The 15,427-nt window shown below is 68.3% G+C and carries 15 protein-coding genes; 6 read left to right on the top strand and 9 right to left on the bottom strand.

Annotation, left to right across the window (positions count from 1 at the left end; all coding sequences use genetic code 11):
• From JNK84_RS05065 to JNK84_RS05090, 6 genes are all read right to left on the bottom strand, one after another.
• On the bottom strand, positions 1-714 hold the full coding sequence (locus tag JNK84_RS05065; protein WP_293421210.1) for an ABC transporter ATP-binding protein: 714 nt from the start codon (positions 712-714) through the stop codon (positions 1-3).
• The gene (locus JNK84_RS05070) at positions 707-1,447 is read right to left on the bottom strand and encodes an ABC transporter ATP-binding protein (RefSeq protein WP_293421212.1); all 741 of its coding nucleotides are present in this window, start codon (positions 1,445-1,447) and stop codon (positions 707-709) included. The genes JNK84_RS05065 and JNK84_RS05070 overlap by 8 nt, the downstream gene beginning before the upstream one ends.
• Complete coding sequence (locus tag JNK84_RS05075; RefSeq protein ID WP_293421214.1) at positions 1,447-2,430, bottom strand: branched-chain amino acid ABC transporter permease; 984 nt, start codon at positions 2,428-2,430, stop codon at positions 1,447-1,449. Before JNK84_RS05075 ends, JNK84_RS05070 begins: the two co-directional genes overlap by 1 nt.
• Positions 2,427-3,308, bottom strand: coding sequence for a branched-chain amino acid ABC transporter permease (locus JNK84_RS05080; protein ID WP_293421216.1), 882 nt, complete (start codon positions 3,306-3,308; stop codon positions 2,427-2,429). The genes JNK84_RS05075 and JNK84_RS05080 overlap by 4 nt, the downstream gene beginning before the upstream one ends.
• Positions 3,309-3,429: 121 nt before the next feature.
• Positions 3,430-4,650: an ABC transporter substrate-binding protein gene (locus JNK84_RS05085; protein ID WP_441343217.1), complete on the bottom strand. Its 1,221-nt coding sequence runs from the start codon at positions 4,648-4,650 to the stop codon at positions 3,430-3,432.
• A gap of 105 nt (positions 4,651-4,755) precedes the next feature.
• Positions 4,756-5,562, bottom strand: a complete 807-nt coding sequence (locus tag JNK84_RS05090) for a GntR family transcriptional regulator (protein ID WP_293421220.1) — start codon at positions 5,560-5,562, stop codon at positions 4,756-4,758.
• 216 nt (positions 5,563-5,778) lie between these two features.
• Here JNK84_RS05090 and leuC point away from each other — a divergent pair, with 216 nt between their 5' ends.
• From leuC to JNK84_RS05110, 4 genes are all read left to right on the top strand, one after another.
• Positions 5,779-7,176, top strand: a complete 1,398-nt coding sequence (gene leuC, locus JNK84_RS05095) for a 3-isopropylmalate dehydratase large subunit (RefSeq protein WP_293421222.1) — start codon at positions 5,779-5,781, stop codon at positions 7,174-7,176.
• Positions 7,177-7,252: 76 nt separating this feature from the next.
• Positions 7,253-7,831, top strand: a complete 579-nt coding sequence (leuD, locus tag JNK84_RS05100; RefSeq protein WP_293421224.1) for a 3-isopropylmalate dehydratase small subunit — start codon at positions 7,253-7,255, stop codon at positions 7,829-7,831.
• A 43-nt stretch (positions 7,832-7,874) separates the two neighbouring features.
• Complete coding sequence (locus JNK84_RS05105) at positions 7,875-8,129, top strand: type II toxin-antitoxin system Phd/YefM family antitoxin (protein ID WP_293421226.1); 255 nt, start codon at positions 7,875-7,877, stop codon at positions 8,127-8,129.
• Positions 8,126-8,371 carry a Txe/YoeB family addiction module toxin gene (locus tag JNK84_RS05110; protein WP_293421228.1) on the top strand — a complete coding sequence of 82 codons (246 nt, stop codon included), beginning with the start codon at positions 8,126-8,128 and terminating at the stop codon, positions 8,369-8,371. Before JNK84_RS05105 ends, JNK84_RS05110 begins: the two co-directional genes overlap by 4 nt.
• Before the next feature lie 4 nt (positions 8,372-8,375).
• Here JNK84_RS05110 and JNK84_RS05115 read toward each other — a convergent pair whose 3' ends face one another.
• Complete coding sequence (locus tag JNK84_RS05115) at positions 8,376-8,996, bottom strand: glutathione S-transferase family protein (RefSeq protein WP_293421230.1); 621 nt, start codon at positions 8,994-8,996, stop codon at positions 8,376-8,378.
• Positions 8,997-9,000: 4 nt separating this feature from the next.
• The gene (tyrS, locus tag JNK84_RS05120) at positions 9,001-10,254 is read right to left on the bottom strand and encodes a tyrosine--tRNA ligase (protein ID WP_293421232.1); all 1,254 of its coding nucleotides are present in this window, start codon (positions 10,252-10,254) and stop codon (positions 9,001-9,003) included.
• A gap of 102 nt (positions 10,255-10,356) precedes the next feature.
• Between tyrS and JNK84_RS05125 the strand changes: the two genes are divergently transcribed.
• A complete protein-coding gene (locus JNK84_RS05125) occupies positions 10,357-11,448 on the top strand; it encodes an anhydro-N-acetylmuramic acid kinase (RefSeq protein ID WP_293421234.1) in 1,092 nt (363 codons plus the stop codon).
• 52 nt (positions 11,449-11,500) lie between these two features.
• Positions 11,501-11,818 (top strand): rhodanese-like domain-containing protein, encoded by a 318-nt coding sequence (locus JNK84_RS05130; RefSeq protein WP_293421236.1) that lies wholly within the window; start codon positions 11,501-11,503, stop codon positions 11,816-11,818.
• 3 nt (positions 11,819-11,821) lie between these two features.
• On the opposite strand, the gene JNK84_RS05135 is transcribed toward JNK84_RS05130, so the two are convergent.
• The gene (locus JNK84_RS05135; RefSeq protein ID WP_293421238.1) at positions 11,822-15,361 is read right to left on the bottom strand and encodes a YhdP family protein; all 3,540 of its coding nucleotides are present in this window, start codon (positions 15,359-15,361) and stop codon (positions 11,822-11,824) included.
• Between the last annotated feature and the right edge of the window lie 66 nt (positions 15,362-15,427).

The following is a 15,427-nucleotide window of genomic DNA, read 5'->3' on the forward strand; positions in this document are numbered from 1 at the left end:
TCACATCCCGAGATAAGCGCGACGGAGATCGTCGGACGCGGCGAGATCGGCTGCCTTGCCCTGAAGAGCGAAGACGCCGTTCTCGAGGATGAAGGCGCGCGCGGCGACCTCCAGCGACTGGACGACGTTCTGCTCGACCAGCATCACCGCGAGGCCGTCGGCATTGATCCGCCGGACGAGGCCGAACATCTCCTCGACCAGCAGCGGCGAGAGGCCAAGCGAGGGCTCGTCGAGGATCAGAAGGCGCGGTTCGGCCATCAGCCCGCGGCCGATGGCGAGCATCTGCTGTTCGCCGCCCGACAGCGTGCCGGCAGCCTGTTTCGTGCGCTCCATCAGGCGCGGAAAGGTCTCGAAGACCCTGTCGAGATTGGCCGCGCGATTGGCCCTGGCGCGGCGGTAGGAGCCGAGCTCGAGATTCTCGCGCACGGTCATGTTGGGGAAGATCTTGCGCCCTTCCGGCACATGGATCAGCCCCTCCGCGACGATGCGCTCGGGCGCCATGTTGGTGATGTCCTGCCCCGCGAAGGCGATCCGCCCTGCCGTCGCGCCGCAGACGCCGGATATGACCTTGTTCAGCGTGGTCTTGCCGACGCCGTTGGAGCCGAGCACGGCGACGATCTCGCCGGGCTCGACGGTCATCGAGATGCCGCGCAGGATCTCGGTCTGTCCATAGCCGGCGGTCAGGCCGTCAATGGTGAGAAGCGGCTCAGCCATGGGCGGCCCTCCCCGCCAGCCGCCCGGCCGCGCCCTGTCCGAGATAGGCCTCGACCACCTGCGGGTCGGAAACCACCTCGGCCGGCGTGCCGGCGGCAATGGTGCGACCATTGGCGATGACGTGGACGCGCTCGCAGAGGCTCATCACCGCCTGCATGACGTGCTCGATCATCAGGATCGTCACGCCCTTGTCGCGGATCGCCCGGATCACCGGCACGATGTCGCGGATCTCGGACGGGTTGAGCCCAGCGAGCACCTCGTCCAGCAGCAGGAGCTTGGGGTCTGTGGCGAGAGCCCGGGCAAGCTCCAGCCTTTTCCGGCCGGCGACCGTCAGGGCCGAGGCGGGACGGTCGAGATCGGCAAGCCCGACGAGCGATGCCACCTGCTCGGCCCGCGCAAAGGCCTCCTCGCGTCCGTGATGGCGCAGATAGGCGCCGACGGCGACATTCTCGCGCACGGTGAGGCCGGCAAAGGGCTGGACGATCTGGAAGGTGCGCGCGATGCCGAGCATGGCCAGCGCCTCGGGCGGCCGTCCCGTGACGTCCGCGCCCTCGAACAGGACGCGGCCGGCGGTCGGCCGCTCGAAGCCGGAGATCATCGTGAACAGCGTCGTCTTGCCGGCGCCGTTCGGGCCGATCAGGCCGCTGATCGAGCCTCTGGCGACCGTCATCGACACGTCCGAGACCGCGACGAGCCCGCCGAACCGTTTGGTGACGCCTTCGACGCTCAGCATCAGCGCGCCCTCCGGTCGAGGAGGCCGATGACGCCGCGTGGCGCGAAGGCGATGATGAGGATCAGCAACACGCCATAGACGACAAGATCGACGCCGGGGACATTCGAGCCGAGCAGCGCGTGGATCGCGACCTTGGCCGCCTCGCCGAGGCCGATGAGCGTCAATGCGCCGACCAGCGGGCCGAACACCGTGGCGATGCCGCCGACGATAGGCGCCAGCAGCGCCTCCACCGAGATCCAGGCGCCATAGGCGATATTGGCGTCCACATAGAGGAATTTCTGGGTGTAGAGCGCGCCGGCCAGCGCCGTGATCGCGGCCGAAAGCGTGATCGCCCTCAGCTTCACTTTCAGCGTGTCGACGCCGAGCGCGCGGGCGGCATCCTCATTCTCCCGGACCGCGACGAGATAGGTGCCGAAGCGCGACCGCTCGATCAGCCGGTTGAGCAGCAATACCAGCGCCACGAAGGCGAGCGCGAGATAGTAGAAGGCCTCGCGGGAGGCGAATTGCAGGTTGGTCCAGCCGACATCCAGCTTGACCAGCGTGCCGGCGGCGCCGCCGGTGATCGGCGCGGCATTGGCGAGAATGCGGAAGACCTCGGCGAAGGCCAGCGTCACCAGCGCGAAATAGGAGCCGCGCAGCCGCGCCCTGAACGCCAGAAAGCCGATCACCACGCCGATGGCCGCCCCGAACGCCACGGCCGCGACCAGTGCGGCCCAGGCATTGACGCCGTAGCGGGTCTGAAGGATCGCCTGCGCATAGGCACCGGTGCCGAAGAACGCAGCATGCCCGAAGGAGAACTGGCCGCCATAGCCGCCGGCGAGGTTCCAGCCCTGCGCCGCCAGCGCGATGATCAGCACGAAGACCATCAGGTTATAGAGCGTGTTGGCACCGGCAAAAATGCCCGCCCCGACCAGAGCGGGCGCGACGAGCGGCAGGGCAGCGAGACCGAGAATCGTCAGCAGGATGGAGCGGTAGGCGGTCATGCCCGCGCCCCGAACAGGCCGGTCGGCCGCAGCAGCAGCACGAGGATGAAGATCAGGAAGATGCCGATCTGGCCGAGGCTGTCGCCGAGATAGAGGCCGCAGAGGCTCTCGACGACGCCGATGATCAGGCCGCCGACCAGCGCGCCGGGGATGGAGCCCATGCCGCCGAGCACGACCACCGTGAAGGCGACCAGCACGAAGGCATTGCCGGCGCGCGGGTTCACGTAGAACGAGGGCATCAGCAGGCAGGCGGCGATGGCGATGGTCGCGGCCCCCAGCCCGAAGGTCACGGCATAGACGTGGTTGACGTCGATGCCGACCAGCGCCGCGCCCAGCTTCTCCTTCGCCACCGCCCGGATCGCCTTGCCGGTATCGGTCAGCGCGAGGATCGCCCAGAGCGCGCCCGCGACGAGGATCGCCACGCCGAAGCCGATGACACGCGGCAATGACAGGAGCGCGAAGCCGAGATCGACGATGGAGAACGAATAGTCGAGCGTCAGCGAGCGCGTGTCCGAGCGGAAAACCGCCAGCAGCGCGTTCTCGATGACGATGGAGAGACCCAGCGTGACCAGCAGGATCGCGCCATCGTCGTTGCGGCTCGCCGGCGAGATGACGAAGCGCTGGAGCCCATAGCCGAACAGGAAGAACAGCGCGGCGAGCGGCACGATGGCGAGATAGGGATCGAGCCCGAGGCTGAGATGGACCATCAGCACCGCGAACATGGCGAGCGTCAGCATCGCACCATGGGCGAAATTGATGATGTGCAGCACGCCGTAGACAAGCGTCAGACCCAGCGCCACGAGCGCATAGACCGCGCCGGTCAGGAGGCCGTTCAGCACGGCCTCCAGCACGATCTGCGGCGGATAGGACCTCAGCACGGACGTCAATGCCTTTCGACAAGCACAGCGGGGGCGTTCTGGCCGGATGGAACCGGCCATGGAACAGATCGGATCAGTGGGAGGGATCCGGCCGGATATCGCCAGCCGGGCCGAAGGACCGTCAGCCGACCACCGGGAAGACTGGCTTGGCGTCGGCGAAGGCGTCGGGGAAGATCACCTTGATGTCGCCGCCCTGGACCTGCGTGTTGACCGGCGCCGCGCCCATGTTCTGGCCGTTCTCGAACTTGGTCGGGCCGTAGGGCATGATGTGGTCGGAGAAGGTCGAAGCGGCGAGCGCCTCGATGATCTTCACCCGGTCACGCGAGCCGGCGCGTTCGATGGCGTCCGCCGTCAGCTTCACCGCCGAATAGTTCAGCGGCACGTTGTAGAGCCAGAAGCGGCCCGTCGCCTCGACCTGCCGGCGCAGTTCGGCGGTCTTCGGCTTGCGCGGATCGGCCCAGTGGTTGCAATCCATGACGTTGAGGGCGGCGTCCGGGAACTCCTTCACGAAGCGGAAGTTCGAGGCCGCGCCGTTGAGCACCGCATAGATGCCTTTCGGCCGGATGCGCTGCTGCTGCATGGTGCGGGCGAGCAGAACGAACTCGCCGTAATAGCTCGACGGGATGACCAGATCGGGGTTCAGCGCGCGGATGCGCAGCGCGACGTTGGACATGTCGCGCGCGGGCGTCGGATGGGCGATGGTCTCCAGGATCTGGAAGCCGAGCGCCGTCAGGCGCTCGTTCATCAACTTGGCGAGGCCGGTGCCGAACAGGCCGTCCTCGTGGACCAGCACCACGGTCTTGGCGGGCTTGCCGGCCGCGTCGTTCAGCTTGACGAGGTTCTCGATGGCAACGCGCGTGCAGGTGCCGAAGCCCGGTCCGAACCGGAAGGTGTTTTTCAGGCCGCGCGAGACGATCTGGTCGGACACGCCGACATCGACCACATAGGGCAGGTCGTAGCGGGAGGCGGCCTGCGAGGCCGCGAGGCAGATTGGCGAGGCGAAGCCGCCGACCACGGCCGCGACGCCCTCGGCGTGCATCCGCTCGACCTCCTGCGTGCCGGCCTCCGGGTTCGAGCGCGCGTCGCCGAAGACCATCTCGATCTTCGCGCCGCCGAGCGACTTGATGCCGCCGGCCTGATTGATCTCGTTGATCGCCGCCTCGGCGCCGATCCGGCCGTACTCGCCGTCCTGCGCGAGATTGCCGGTCACCGGCTGGAGGATGCCGAGCTTGACGGGCGCCGCCTGCGCCCGGACGAGGCCCGGTGCCGAGAGGACCATGGCGCCCGCAGCGCCGGTTGCAAGAAGATGTCGCCGGGAAAAGCCGTCGGTGGCCGTCATGATCGATCGTCTCCGTCTGTTCGCTCTCTGGGGCAGCCCGCGTTCAGCGCCGGCTTGTCGTTGTTGCGGAACGCCCCGATGCATCGATGACGCGCCGGAGCGGAAGGCTCAGTCGTTGGCGGCGGCTCCATTGACGCCGACGCCCATGCGCAGCCGCTCGACCGGCGACCAGAGCCGGTCGCCGCCGGAATCGATCCGCACGAGATCCATCTGGAAGGAATAGCGGTCGGGCCGGTAGAGCGCGGTCAGGTGCTCGATGCCGCGGCGCTTCATGTCGAAGACGGTGCGGGTCAGCGCCAGCAGCGGCGCGCCGATGTCGATGCCGAGCGCTTCCGCGACATCCGGCCCGGCCAGCGTCGCGGTGATGGTCTGGGTCGCGCGGTCGACCTTGACGCCGGAGCGCTCGATCAGGGTGAGCAGGGGCTTGGCGCCGAGCTCGGCCTCCGAATAGGTCTGGCCGATGCGCTGGGGCACATGGGTCACGAGGTAGGAGAAGGGCTCGCCATCGATGATGCGCACGCGCACCGAGCGCTGCACCTTCTCGCCGGGGTCGAGCCTCAGGGCGTCGGCGATCTCGGGCGCGGCCTCGACATAGGCGAATTGCAGCAGCTTCACATCGGTCGAGCGCCCCATCTCGACCAGATGCGCCAGCGCGTTGGAGAGGTCGGCGACGATGGGCCGCTTGATCATGCGGGCGGTGATGAAGGTCCCCGCCCCCGGCCGGCGTGAGATCAGCCCCTCGCGCTCGAGTTCGGCCAGCGCCCGGCGGATGGTCACGCGCGAGACATCGTGGAGATCGGCAAGGTCCGGCTCCGACGGCAGACGCGTGCCGGGCGTCAGCTCGCCCGACGAGATGCGATCGCGGAGCGTCAGATAGACCCGCCTGGTCTTTGAGGTCTCTATCGCTTCTGTCATGGTGACGCCCTCCCCTCGACGGTCGGTCGGAGCCAAGGCCCCTTCGTCGTCCCGGCTTGTGATGGTCGCCGTGGCAAGACGCATTTGTCTACCGACCTGTTCGATGGGAAGTGATAACGAATTTTCCGCTTTTGTCTATCCTATGATACAATCTTGCGCGGTCAAGCCGAGATCGCAACCTGCGGCCTGCTGCGGCATCATGAACCGGACAAAGCCTTGCCCGCTCCACTGACCCTGTTCGACAAGCTCTGGCTCGGCCATGTCGTCACCGAGCGCGACGACGGCCTCGCCCTGCTCTGGATCGACCGTCACTTCGTCCACGAGGGCTCCCACCACGCCTTCGGGCAGATCGCGGCGCGGGGCGCGACCGTCGCGCGGCCGGACCTGACCTTCGGTGTCGCCGACCACTACGTGCCGACGCGCGGGCGCGGCCTGCCGATCCCCGATGCCTCGGTCGCGCGCATGGTCGATCAGCTCGCCGCCAATACCGCCGCCCACGGCATCACGCTGTTCGGCCTCGATGATGCCCGGCAGGGCATCGTCCATGTCACAGGCACCGAACAGGGGCTGACCCTGCCCGGCCTCGCCGTCGTCTGCGGCGACAGCCACACCTCCACCCATGGCGCCTTCGGGGCCTATGCCTTCGGCATCGGCGCGTCGGAGGTCGCCCATGTGCTGGCGACGCAGACGCTCTGGCAGAAGAAGCCGAAACGCATGCGCATCTCGGTCGATGGCAAGGTTGCCCCGGGCATCACCGCCAAGGACATCATGCTGACCGTCATCGCGACCATCGGCGCCGACGGCGCGGCCGGCCACGCGATTGAATTTGCGGGCTCGGCCATACGCGGATTGTCGATGGAGGGCCGCATGACCCTCTGCAACATGTCGATCGAGGCTGGCGGACGCTGCGGCATGGTCGCCCCCGATGAGACGACATACGCCTATCTCGCCGGCCGCCCCTTTGCGCCGGCCGGCGATATCTGGACCGCCGCCGTCGAGGACTGGCAGCGCCTGCCGACCGATCCGGATGCCGTGTTCGACATGGAAGTCGCGCTCGACGGCGCCGATATCGCGCCGACCGTGACATGGGGCACCAGCCCGGAACAGGCCCTGCCGATCACGGCGAGCGTGCCCGACCCCACCGGCATGACCGATGCCGTCAAGGCAGCCGCGACGCGCGACGCGCTGGACTACATGGAGCTTGCTCCGGGCCAGAAGCTGGACACCATCGCGGTGGACCGGGTGTTCATCGGCTCCTGCACCAATGCGCGGATCGAGGATTTGCGCGCCGCCGCCGGCGTGCTCGCCGGCAAGCGCGCGAAGGTGCCCGGCCTCGTCTCGCCGGGATCGTCGCTGGTCAAGCAGCAGGCCGAGCAGGAGGGCCTTGCCCGCATCTTCACCGAGGCCGGGCTCGAATGGGTCGCGTCCGGCTGTTCCATGTGCGTCGGCATGAATGGCGACATGGTCGCGCCCGGCGAGCGCTGCGCCTCGACCACCAACCGCAATTTCAAGGGGCGTCAGGGGCCGGGTGCGCGCACGCATCTGATGTCGCCGGCCATGGTCGCGGCGGCGGCCGTCACGGGTCATCTCACCGATGTGAGGCGCCTGTCATGAGGCCGTTCACCCGCGAACCGGCCATGGTCGCGGCGGCGGCCGTCACGGGTCATCTCACCGATGTGAGGCGCCTGTCATGAGGCCGTTCACCCGCGAAACGGCGGCGATGCTGAAGCTGCCGGTCGCCAATGTCGATACCGACCAGCTCATCCCCGCCCGGTTCATGAAGGAGCCGCGCAAGCCCGAAGGCTACGGCCGCTTCCTGCTGCACGACCTGATGGCCGAAACCGACATGCCGAAGCCGGAGGCAGGCCAGACCATCCTCGTCGCCCGGCGCAATTTCGGCTGCGGCTCCTCGCGCGAGGCGGCGGTCTATGCGCTGGCCGATTTCGGCTTCCGGGCGGTGATCGCGCCGAGCTTCGGCGACATCTTCGCGTCGAACTGCGTCAAGAACGGCGTGGTGCCCGCGACCGTCAGCGAGACCGATGCCGAGGCGCTGCTGGCCGCAGGCAACCTGGCCGTCACCATCGATCTGGAGGCTCAGCGCATCGCCTGCGGCAATGTCGTCGTCGATTTCACCATCGATCCGGTCTGGCGCACCCAGCTTCTGAAGGGCTGGGACGACATCGACCTGACGCTGGCGGAAACACCGCGCATCGCAGCCTTCGCGGCGCGCGACGCCGTCGCGAGGCCGTGGAGCACTCCGAGGCGGTGACCTTGGCATTGCGATTTCGTACGCATACGCGTACATTATCACCATGCGTGTCACGACTTCCACTGAACTCCGCAAGAGCCTTGCGTCCACCCTCGATCAGGTGGCGAACGACCACACGCCCGTGCTGATCATGCGGGAAGGAGGCAAGCCGGCCGCCGTGCTCATCTCGCTGGAGGACTACACCTCCCTGGAGGAGACCAACTACCTGCTGCGCAGCCCGAGAAACCGCGAGAACCTTCTGGAATCAATTGCTGAATTCGACGCAGGTCTTGGCGTCGAGCGAAAGCTCGAGGAGTGATCATCGCGTTCTCGCCACGTGCTTGGGACGATTATCGGCACTGGCAAGAGATGGAACGCAAACGGCTCAACAATCTCATCGAGGAATGCGGCCGAACGCCGTTCTCCGGCACGGGCAAGCCGGAGCCACTCAAGAACGAATTGCAGGGCTGGTGGTCGCGGCGCATCGACCACGAACATCGCCTAGTCTACCGGGTGCGCGGCGACGTGCTTGAGATCGCCCAATGCCGCTACCACTACTGACGGGTCACTCCCCCGCCAGCGCGGCCTTCACCGCCGGACGCTGTTCCATCGCCTTCATATGCGCGGCGACCTTCGGGAAGCGGTTCACATCGACGCCGTCGCCCTCCAGCCAGCGCGACACCGTGTAGAGATAGGCGTCGGCGACCGTATAGGCCTCGCCCATCACCCACGGCCCTTTCAGGAAATCGCGCTCGATCAGCGCGAAGCTGGCCGCCATGGTCTCCGGCACCTTGGCGCGCATGTCGAGGAAGGAGCTCTCCTCCGTCGCCCAGCGGGCGCCGCGATGCTTGTGCGCGTGGTTCACATGCACCGTCGAGGACAGGTAGCTGGTGAACGCCTGCATCTCGGCGAAGGCATGCGGATCGTCGAGCGGCGCGAGCTTCCTGTCGGGGTGGCTCTGGGCCACGAAGGCGAGGATCGCGACATTCTCGGTCAGCACGCCACGGTCGGTCACAAGGGCCGGCACGCGGCCCTTCGGGTTGACCGCGAGAAAAGCGGGCTTGGTCTGTTCGGCGGTGGCAAAATCGACCTTCACCGGCTCGTAGTCCGCGCCGGCCTCTTCAAGGGCAATGCGCGATGCGAGCGCGCAGGTCTTCGGACCGTAGAAGAACTTCATCTTGGCCATTGTCTCATCCCGCCTTCACGAGGACATGCTTCTTGCGGCCGAAGGACAGCTTGGCGACGCCGTCCCTGAGCGCAGCGGCGGTGACGGTCGCCTGGGGGTCCGTCACCGTTTCGTCGTTGATCTTCAGGCCGCCGCCCGCGACCTGCCGGCGCGCCTCGCCGTTGGAGGCGACGAGGCCCGCGCGCACGAACAGGTTCAGCACGCCGATGCCGGCGGCAAGCTCGGCCTCGGGCACGGTGACCACCGGCAGGTCATCGCCGAGCGCGCCCTGCTCGAAGGTCTTCTTCGCGGTCTCGGCCGCCGCCTCCGCAGCCTCGCGGCCACGGATCAGCGCGGTCGCCTCGGTCGCGAGAACCTTCTTGGCCTCGTTGATCTCGGCGCCCTGAAGCGCCGCAAGACGGTCGATCTCCGCCATCGGCAGCAGCGTGAACAGTTTGAGGAAGCGCGCGACATCGCCGTCCTCGGTGTTCCGCCAGAACTGCCAGTAGTCGTAGTTCGACAGCATGTCGGCGTTGAGCCAGACCGCGCCGGCCGCCGTCTTGCCCATCTTGGCGCCCGAAGAAGTCGTCAGCAGCGGGCAGGTCAGCGCGTAGAGCTGGTGCGTGCCCATGCGCCGGCCGAGATCGACGCCGGTGACGATGTTGCCCCACTGGTCCGAGCCGCCCATCTGCAGGTTGGTGCCGTAGCGGCGCGCCAGTTCGACGAAATCGTAGGACTGGAGGATCATGTAGTTGAACTCGATGAACGAGAGTTCCTGCTCGCGCTCCAGCCGCATGCGCACCGAATCCATGGTCAGCATGCGGTTCACCGAGAAATGCCGGCCGATATCCCTGAGCATCTCGATGTAGTTGAGCCTGGTCAGCCACTCCGCATTGTCGGCCATGATGGCGTCGGTCCTGCCCTCGCCATAGGTCAGGAGCCGCGCGAAGACACCCTTCAGCGCGTTCTTGTTGGCCTCGATGTCGTCGAGCGACAGGATCTTGCGCGTCTCGTCGCGGCCGGAGGGGTCGCCGACGCGGGTGGTGCCGCCGCCCATCAGCGTGATCGGCTTGCCGGCGCCGGTCGCCTGCATCCAGTGCAGCATCATGATCGACAGCAGGTGCCCGACATGCAGCGAAGGGGCGGTGCAGTCATAGCCCACATAGGCCACGACCTCCCCCTTGGCCGCCAGGGCGTCGAGGCCCTGCATATCGGACATCTGGTGGATGAACCCGCGCTCGGTGAGGGTGCGCAGGAAGTCGGAAGCCGGGGCGGTCATGATCTTTCCAGTTGGCGTTGATTCACCGGACCTCGCGCCCGGCGGAGGCGCGGTGTAGCAGAGGAAAGGCTCAATTTCATCTGATCGATTCGGTTAGTTTCCATGCGCGCCATCGGCCTGATGTCCGGAACCTCGATGGACGGCGTCGATGTGGCACTCATCGATACCAATGGCGAAGCGATTTCCGCCTTCGGCCCCACCGGCTATCGGGCCTATACGGAAGACGAGCGCGCCCTGCTGCGCGCGGCGCTGAAAGAGGGCGCCGCCCTCGCCGACCGCACCTCCCGCACGCCGCTCATGGCGAAGGCCGAGGACCTGATCACCCGCGCCCATGCCGACGCCGTCGAGCTGTTCCTGGAGAAGAACGGCCTCACCCGCGCCGATATCGGCGTCGTCGGCTTTCACGGCCAGACCGTGCTGCACCGCCCGGACATCGGCCTCACCGTTCAGATCGGCGACGGCGTGGCGCTCCGGCAGCGGCTCGGCATCCCCGTCGTCTACGACCTCCGCCAGGCCGATGTCGCGGCCGGCGGCCAGGGCGCGCCCCTCGTGCCCGTCTTCCACCGGGCGCTCGCGGCGCAGAAAGCCCTGCCCCGCCCGCTCGCGGTGGTGAATATCGGCGGCGTCGCCAATGTGACGCTGATCGGCGCGAACGACGAGCTCCTCGCCTTCGATACCGGCCCCGGCAATGCGCTGGTCGACGACTGGATCGCCGAGCGGACCGGAGAACGCATGGATGCGGGCGGGGCAGTCGCCGCGCGCGGACGCGCGGACGAGGCGCTGCTTGCATGGCTTCTGGTCCATCCGTTCTTCGCCAAGCCACCGCCGAAATCGCTGGACCGCAACGCCTTCGCCTATTCCGTCGTCGGCACGGTCGCGACGGAGGACGGCGCGGCGACGCTGACGGCCTTCACCGCCCGTTCCATTGCCCGCGCAGCCGATTTCGTGAGGGAGCGCCCGGCACTCTGGATCGTCTGCGGCGGCGGCGCGAAGAATCCGGAACTGCTGCGCCTTCTGGCCGAGGCGGCGCGCGCCGAGGTCCGGACCGGCGAGGATGTCGGCTGGTCCTCCGATTTCCTCGAAGCGCAGGCCTTTGCCTTCCTCGCCGTTCGGTCGATGCGCGGCCTGCCGCTGACCTTCCCCGCGACCACCGGCGTAAAAGCGCCCGTCAGCGGCGGCGTGATCGTGGAATAGGCGCGCGAGACGGCCTAGTATCGCCGCCACGCCTGCCACCATCGAGAACCCGATGCCCGTTCACGACCTTTCGCCCGCCGACGTCGCCGCCGGCCTTGCCGACGACACCATGCTGCTGATCGACGTGCGCGAGCCGCACGAAGTCGCCATGGCGCGCATCCCGGAGGCCGTGAACCTGCCGCTGTCGAGCTTCGATGTCCGCGACATTCCCGATCCGCAGGGCCGGCGCGTCGTCTTCCTCTGCGCCGGAGGCGTCAGGTCGGTGCAGGCATCCGAGATCGCTCAGGGTCACGGCAAGCCCTATGACGCGCATCTCGCGGGTGGCCTCAAGGCCTGGGCCATGGCCGGCCAGCCGTTCGAACGGGGTTGAGGCTCAGCGCTGCGTCGAGCCGACCGTATCGTCCAGCCGGGGCGTGGCAGCGCGGCCGGAGTTGCCGCGGAACTCGAACATCTTGCGCAGGAAGCCGGGGGTCACCGCGGAAAGCGGATTGATCATCAGGCGGGGCGCGCTGACGGCGCCGGATATCTGGTAGGTGATGCCGAAGACGCCCTCGTCCGGCGAGCCGCCCATGAACAGGCCGAGCACGGGGATGCGCGCAAAGATGTTGTTCAGCGCATAGGCGGGCACGTAGGTACCGCGCAGGAGCAGCCGATCCCGGCCGGGATCGAACTCGCCTTCGACGGTCGCGCCTATGGCGGCGCCCCACAGGAGGCCATCGGCAATGCTGACCTTGCCGTCGGTACGCGCGAAATTGGCGCGCAGGCGCGTGAAGGCGAAGGCGTCGTTGCCCGCCGGCGGCGGCGGCGCGGCCTGACCACGGCTGTTATTCGGCGGCTCGCCGGCCGCAGCCACCATGCCGGAAATGGCGCGGTCGCCACGAATGCCGAAATTGGTGATCTCGACGGCGCCCTGACGGATGTCCCCGCCGGGCTGGATCGGCGACATGACCAGCGCGAGGTCGCCGCCCTGCAACGAGCGGTAGATGTCGAGGAAGCGCAGCAGCGCCCCGGCATCGCCGGCCGAGACGGCAATCCGGGCTGCATTGCCTTGTCCGCGCTGTTCCACCGCGAAGGGCGCATTGCGCCCGACCCGGCCCGAGGCCGTCAGCGACCGGATCTCCGAGCCGCGGCGCGCCAGGCGCAGTTCGAGCTGGCGGATCACCTCGCCGCCGCTGCCGGCAACGGCCGCCACCTTGAAGTCGAGTTCCATCTCGCCGGTCGCCGGCTCGGCGGCAGCCGTGCGGCCGGAACCGAGGCGGGGTGTCTCGGTCAGTGATTTCAGCAGGTTGCGCGCATCGATGACCTCGCCGCGCGCGGTGACGCGATGGCCGGCCCCGGCGCGCTCGACGCGCACATTCATGCGGTCGCCGTCGGACAGGTTGTAAGCGGGGAATGTGCCGGAGACGAGCGCGCCCTTGTCGTCGAAGGTCGCCGAGCCGCGCACCAGCACGCCACGGCTCTCGACCAGCAGGTCCTCGAGCTTCCAGCCATCGTCGCCCTCGACCGCAATGAAACGCGCCCGGGCGGCCTGTCCGCGCGGCTTGGTCCAGCCGGGCAGCAGGTCGGCCAGCGCCGCCGGACCCAGGTCCACCTCGACATTGTAGCGGCCGGAATCCTCGCCCACCGTCATCACCCGGACGGGCGTCGGCCCGGCGATGCGCGGGCCGATATTGAGGCCGAGCCGCGCCCGGCCGCGATCGTCCAGCGTCGCCGTGAGGCGAATTTCCGGCTTCGCCTCGGGCCGGGGCTTGCGATACTCGAAATTCGCCTGCGCGCCGCCGAGCACGCCCTGCCCGCGCATGGTGAAGGTGCGCGGCGTCGTCTGGACCTTGAAGGCGGCGCGCTCGACGCGCATGTCGCCGAAGGCATTGTCGGCGGCGAAGCCGGTGAAATCGGCGTCCACCACATAATCGATCAGGTTCGGCTGGAAGGTCTCGGTCAGCGGCACGTTGACCGTGACATTGGCGACCACCGCGCCGTCGACCTTGCCCGAGGGCAGAGTCGGCCCCGTGGCGGCACCCTTGAACGCCTCCTGACCGAGCAGCGCGAAGGCGGCGTCCGCCGTGCCCTGCAGCCGGAACCGGCTGACCGACTGCGCCGGCTGGATGCGATGATCGGCAATGTCGAAGGACCCCTGGCTCAGCACCAGCCGCTTGCCGGGAACCGGCTCCAGCATTCCCCGCAACACCGAAAGCTGGGCCATCTGGCCATCGACCACGACGTCGATATCGGTGCCGGAGAGCGGCGAGAGGCCCGGCAGGACGCGCAGCGCCGTGCCGCGCAGCTTCGCGCGCACCGATAGCGCGTCCTTTTCGAGAACCCAGTGCCTGGTGGCCAGCAGGCCCGCCGGCACGGTGACGCGCACGCTCGTCTCCTCGGTCGTGCCGCCCGCCATGTTGTCGGCGACCCAGTCGCGCACATGCGGGTTCGAGGCACGCGGCCAGAGCTGCAACGCTGTCGCGATCGGCATCTTTCCGGCGCGCAGGTCGAGCGAGATGGCCGGCGAAGCGCCCGTGAAACTGATCTGCCCGGAGAGGCTGGCGAGGGGGTCCGCGCCCTGATCAACGGTCAGCCGCTCGATGCTCAGCGTCTTTGGCCCCGGTTCAAAGACGAAGCGCGCGTCGCGGACGTTGATCGGCACCGGCTGCTCATGCGGGTTGAGCACGGAGGTCACCGCCTTGACGTTCGAGACCTCGACGACGAGCGGCTCGCCCGCCTTGGCGGGCGGCGTCACCAGCCCGTTCAGCTCGGCGCGGTTGTGCCCGGAAACGACCTGGACGCGGTCGACGATCAGCCCGCGGTCGCCGGCCTTCCAGTGCACGTCGGCAGCGATCTCGTCGATAACCACGCGCATGGCGGCGTCGTTGAGATCACCGACCTCGCCACGACCGAGACTGACGCGCCCCGAGAAGCCGGAGGGGTCGCCGGAGGCGTCGAGAACCGCCTGCAGCGCGCCGGAAATCGGCGTGTCCGCGTAGAAGACCTGCGGCCCCTGAACCGCGAGGCTGAGATCGCGCGGCGACATTCCGGTCATGGTCACGTCGATCCGCCGCCGGCCCTCGGCATCGCGCGGGGTGACCATCGCGGTGGAGGTCCAGCGCGCGCCGGACCCGGAGGCGTCGATGCCAAGCGAGAGGCCGCCCTGCTGCGGTGCGGTCAGGTCGAGATCGATGCCGGCGAAGACGAAGCGCTTGCCGGAGCGCACATCGTCGACGATCACGGTGCCGTTTCGCAGGCCGAAGCCGGTCAACCGGTGGCCGTCGAGGCCGGAGCGCTCGAAAATGTCGAGCCAGATGCCGAGGCGGCGGAAGGGCGAAAGCTCCGGCTCCGGCAGGGTCGAGGTAAGCTCCGCCTGCGGCTGCTGGGCCGGCTGTGACGGTGTCGGACCCGCATCCTCCGGCAATTGCGCCCTGAAGCGCCCGGCCGCGAGGGCGATCTGACCGTCTTCGCCGACCTTCAGCGCCACCGACGCGCCAACCAGATCGACCCGTCGGATGGCCGGCCGCCCGAGCAGCGGCAGCCCGTCGAGCTCCAGCGCGATGCGCGGCATGGAGGCGACGCGGCGGCCATCGACGTCCTTGATGACGACATCGCGCGCCTCGATCTCGACCCGGCCCTGCCCATCCCGCGCGGCCACCGCCGAACCGATGCTCACCTGCCGGCCGTCGCCGAGCTGGTCGGACAGCGAGCGCGCGATCCACGGCGTCAGCATGTCGAGGCCGACGCCACTGCCGACGCGCATCTGCCAGGCAAGAATGAGAATCGGCGTCGAGATGAGAAGGACGAGGGCCGCGGCTATGCCGACGGACCATCGCCGGCGTGCCGACCAGCAGGAAACGGGGCCGCCGCACAATGCCAGGAGAAAGGCAGGAATCCGGCGGTTGGACCAGCGCGGCCCCAGGCGACGCGCCACCGATTCGTCCGCCGGAACGGCAGACGCGGGACCACGGCCCTGATCGGCGCGCCACTCCATCCCTCG

Source organism: Phreatobacter sp. (assembly GCF_016793595.1).
In the GTDB taxonomy this organism is placed as follows: Bacteria; Pseudomonadota; Alphaproteobacteria; order Rhizobiales; family Phreatobacteraceae; genus Phreatobacter.

Bases quoted from the DNA above. Each gene is read 5' to 3' on its own strand.
- JNK84_RS05075 (WP_293421214.1), bottom strand. From the start codon at position 2,430: ATGACCGCCTACCGCTCCATCCTGCTGACGATTCTCGGTCTCGCTGCC.
- JNK84_RS05125 (WP_293421234.1), top strand. From the start codon at position 10,357: ATGCGCGCCATCGGCCTGATGTCCGGAACCTCGATGGACGGCGTCGAT.
- JNK84_RS05105 (WP_293421226.1), top strand. From the start codon at position 7,875: ATGCGTGTCACGACTTCCACTGAACTCCGCAAGAGCCTTGCGTCCACC.
- JNK84_RS05065 (WP_293421210.1), bottom strand. From the start codon at position 714: ATGGCTGAGCCGCTTCTCACCATTGACGGCCTGACCGCCGGCTATGGA.
- tyrS (WP_293421232.1), bottom strand. From the start codon at position 10,254: ATGACCGCCCCGGCTTCCGACTTCCTGCGCACCCTCACCGAGCGCGGG.
- JNK84_RS05130 (WP_293421236.1), top strand. From the start codon at position 11,501: ATGCCCGTTCACGACCTTTCGCCCGCCGACGTCGCCGCCGGCCTTGCC.
- JNK84_RS05090 (WP_293421220.1), bottom strand. From the start codon at position 5,562: ATGACAGAAGCGATAGAGACCTCAAAGACCAGGCGGGTCTATCTGACG.
- JNK84_RS05070 (WP_293421212.1), bottom strand. From the start codon at position 1,447: ATGCTGAGCGTCGAAGGCGTCACCAAACGGTTCGGCGGGCTCGTCGCG.
- JNK84_RS05115 (WP_293421230.1), bottom strand. From the start codon at position 8,996: ATGGCCAAGATGAAGTTCTTCTACGGTCCGAAGACCTGCGCGCTCGCA.
- leuD (WP_293421224.1), top strand. From the start codon at position 7,253: ATGAGGCCGTTCACCCGCGAAACGGCGGCGATGCTGAAGCTGCCGGTC.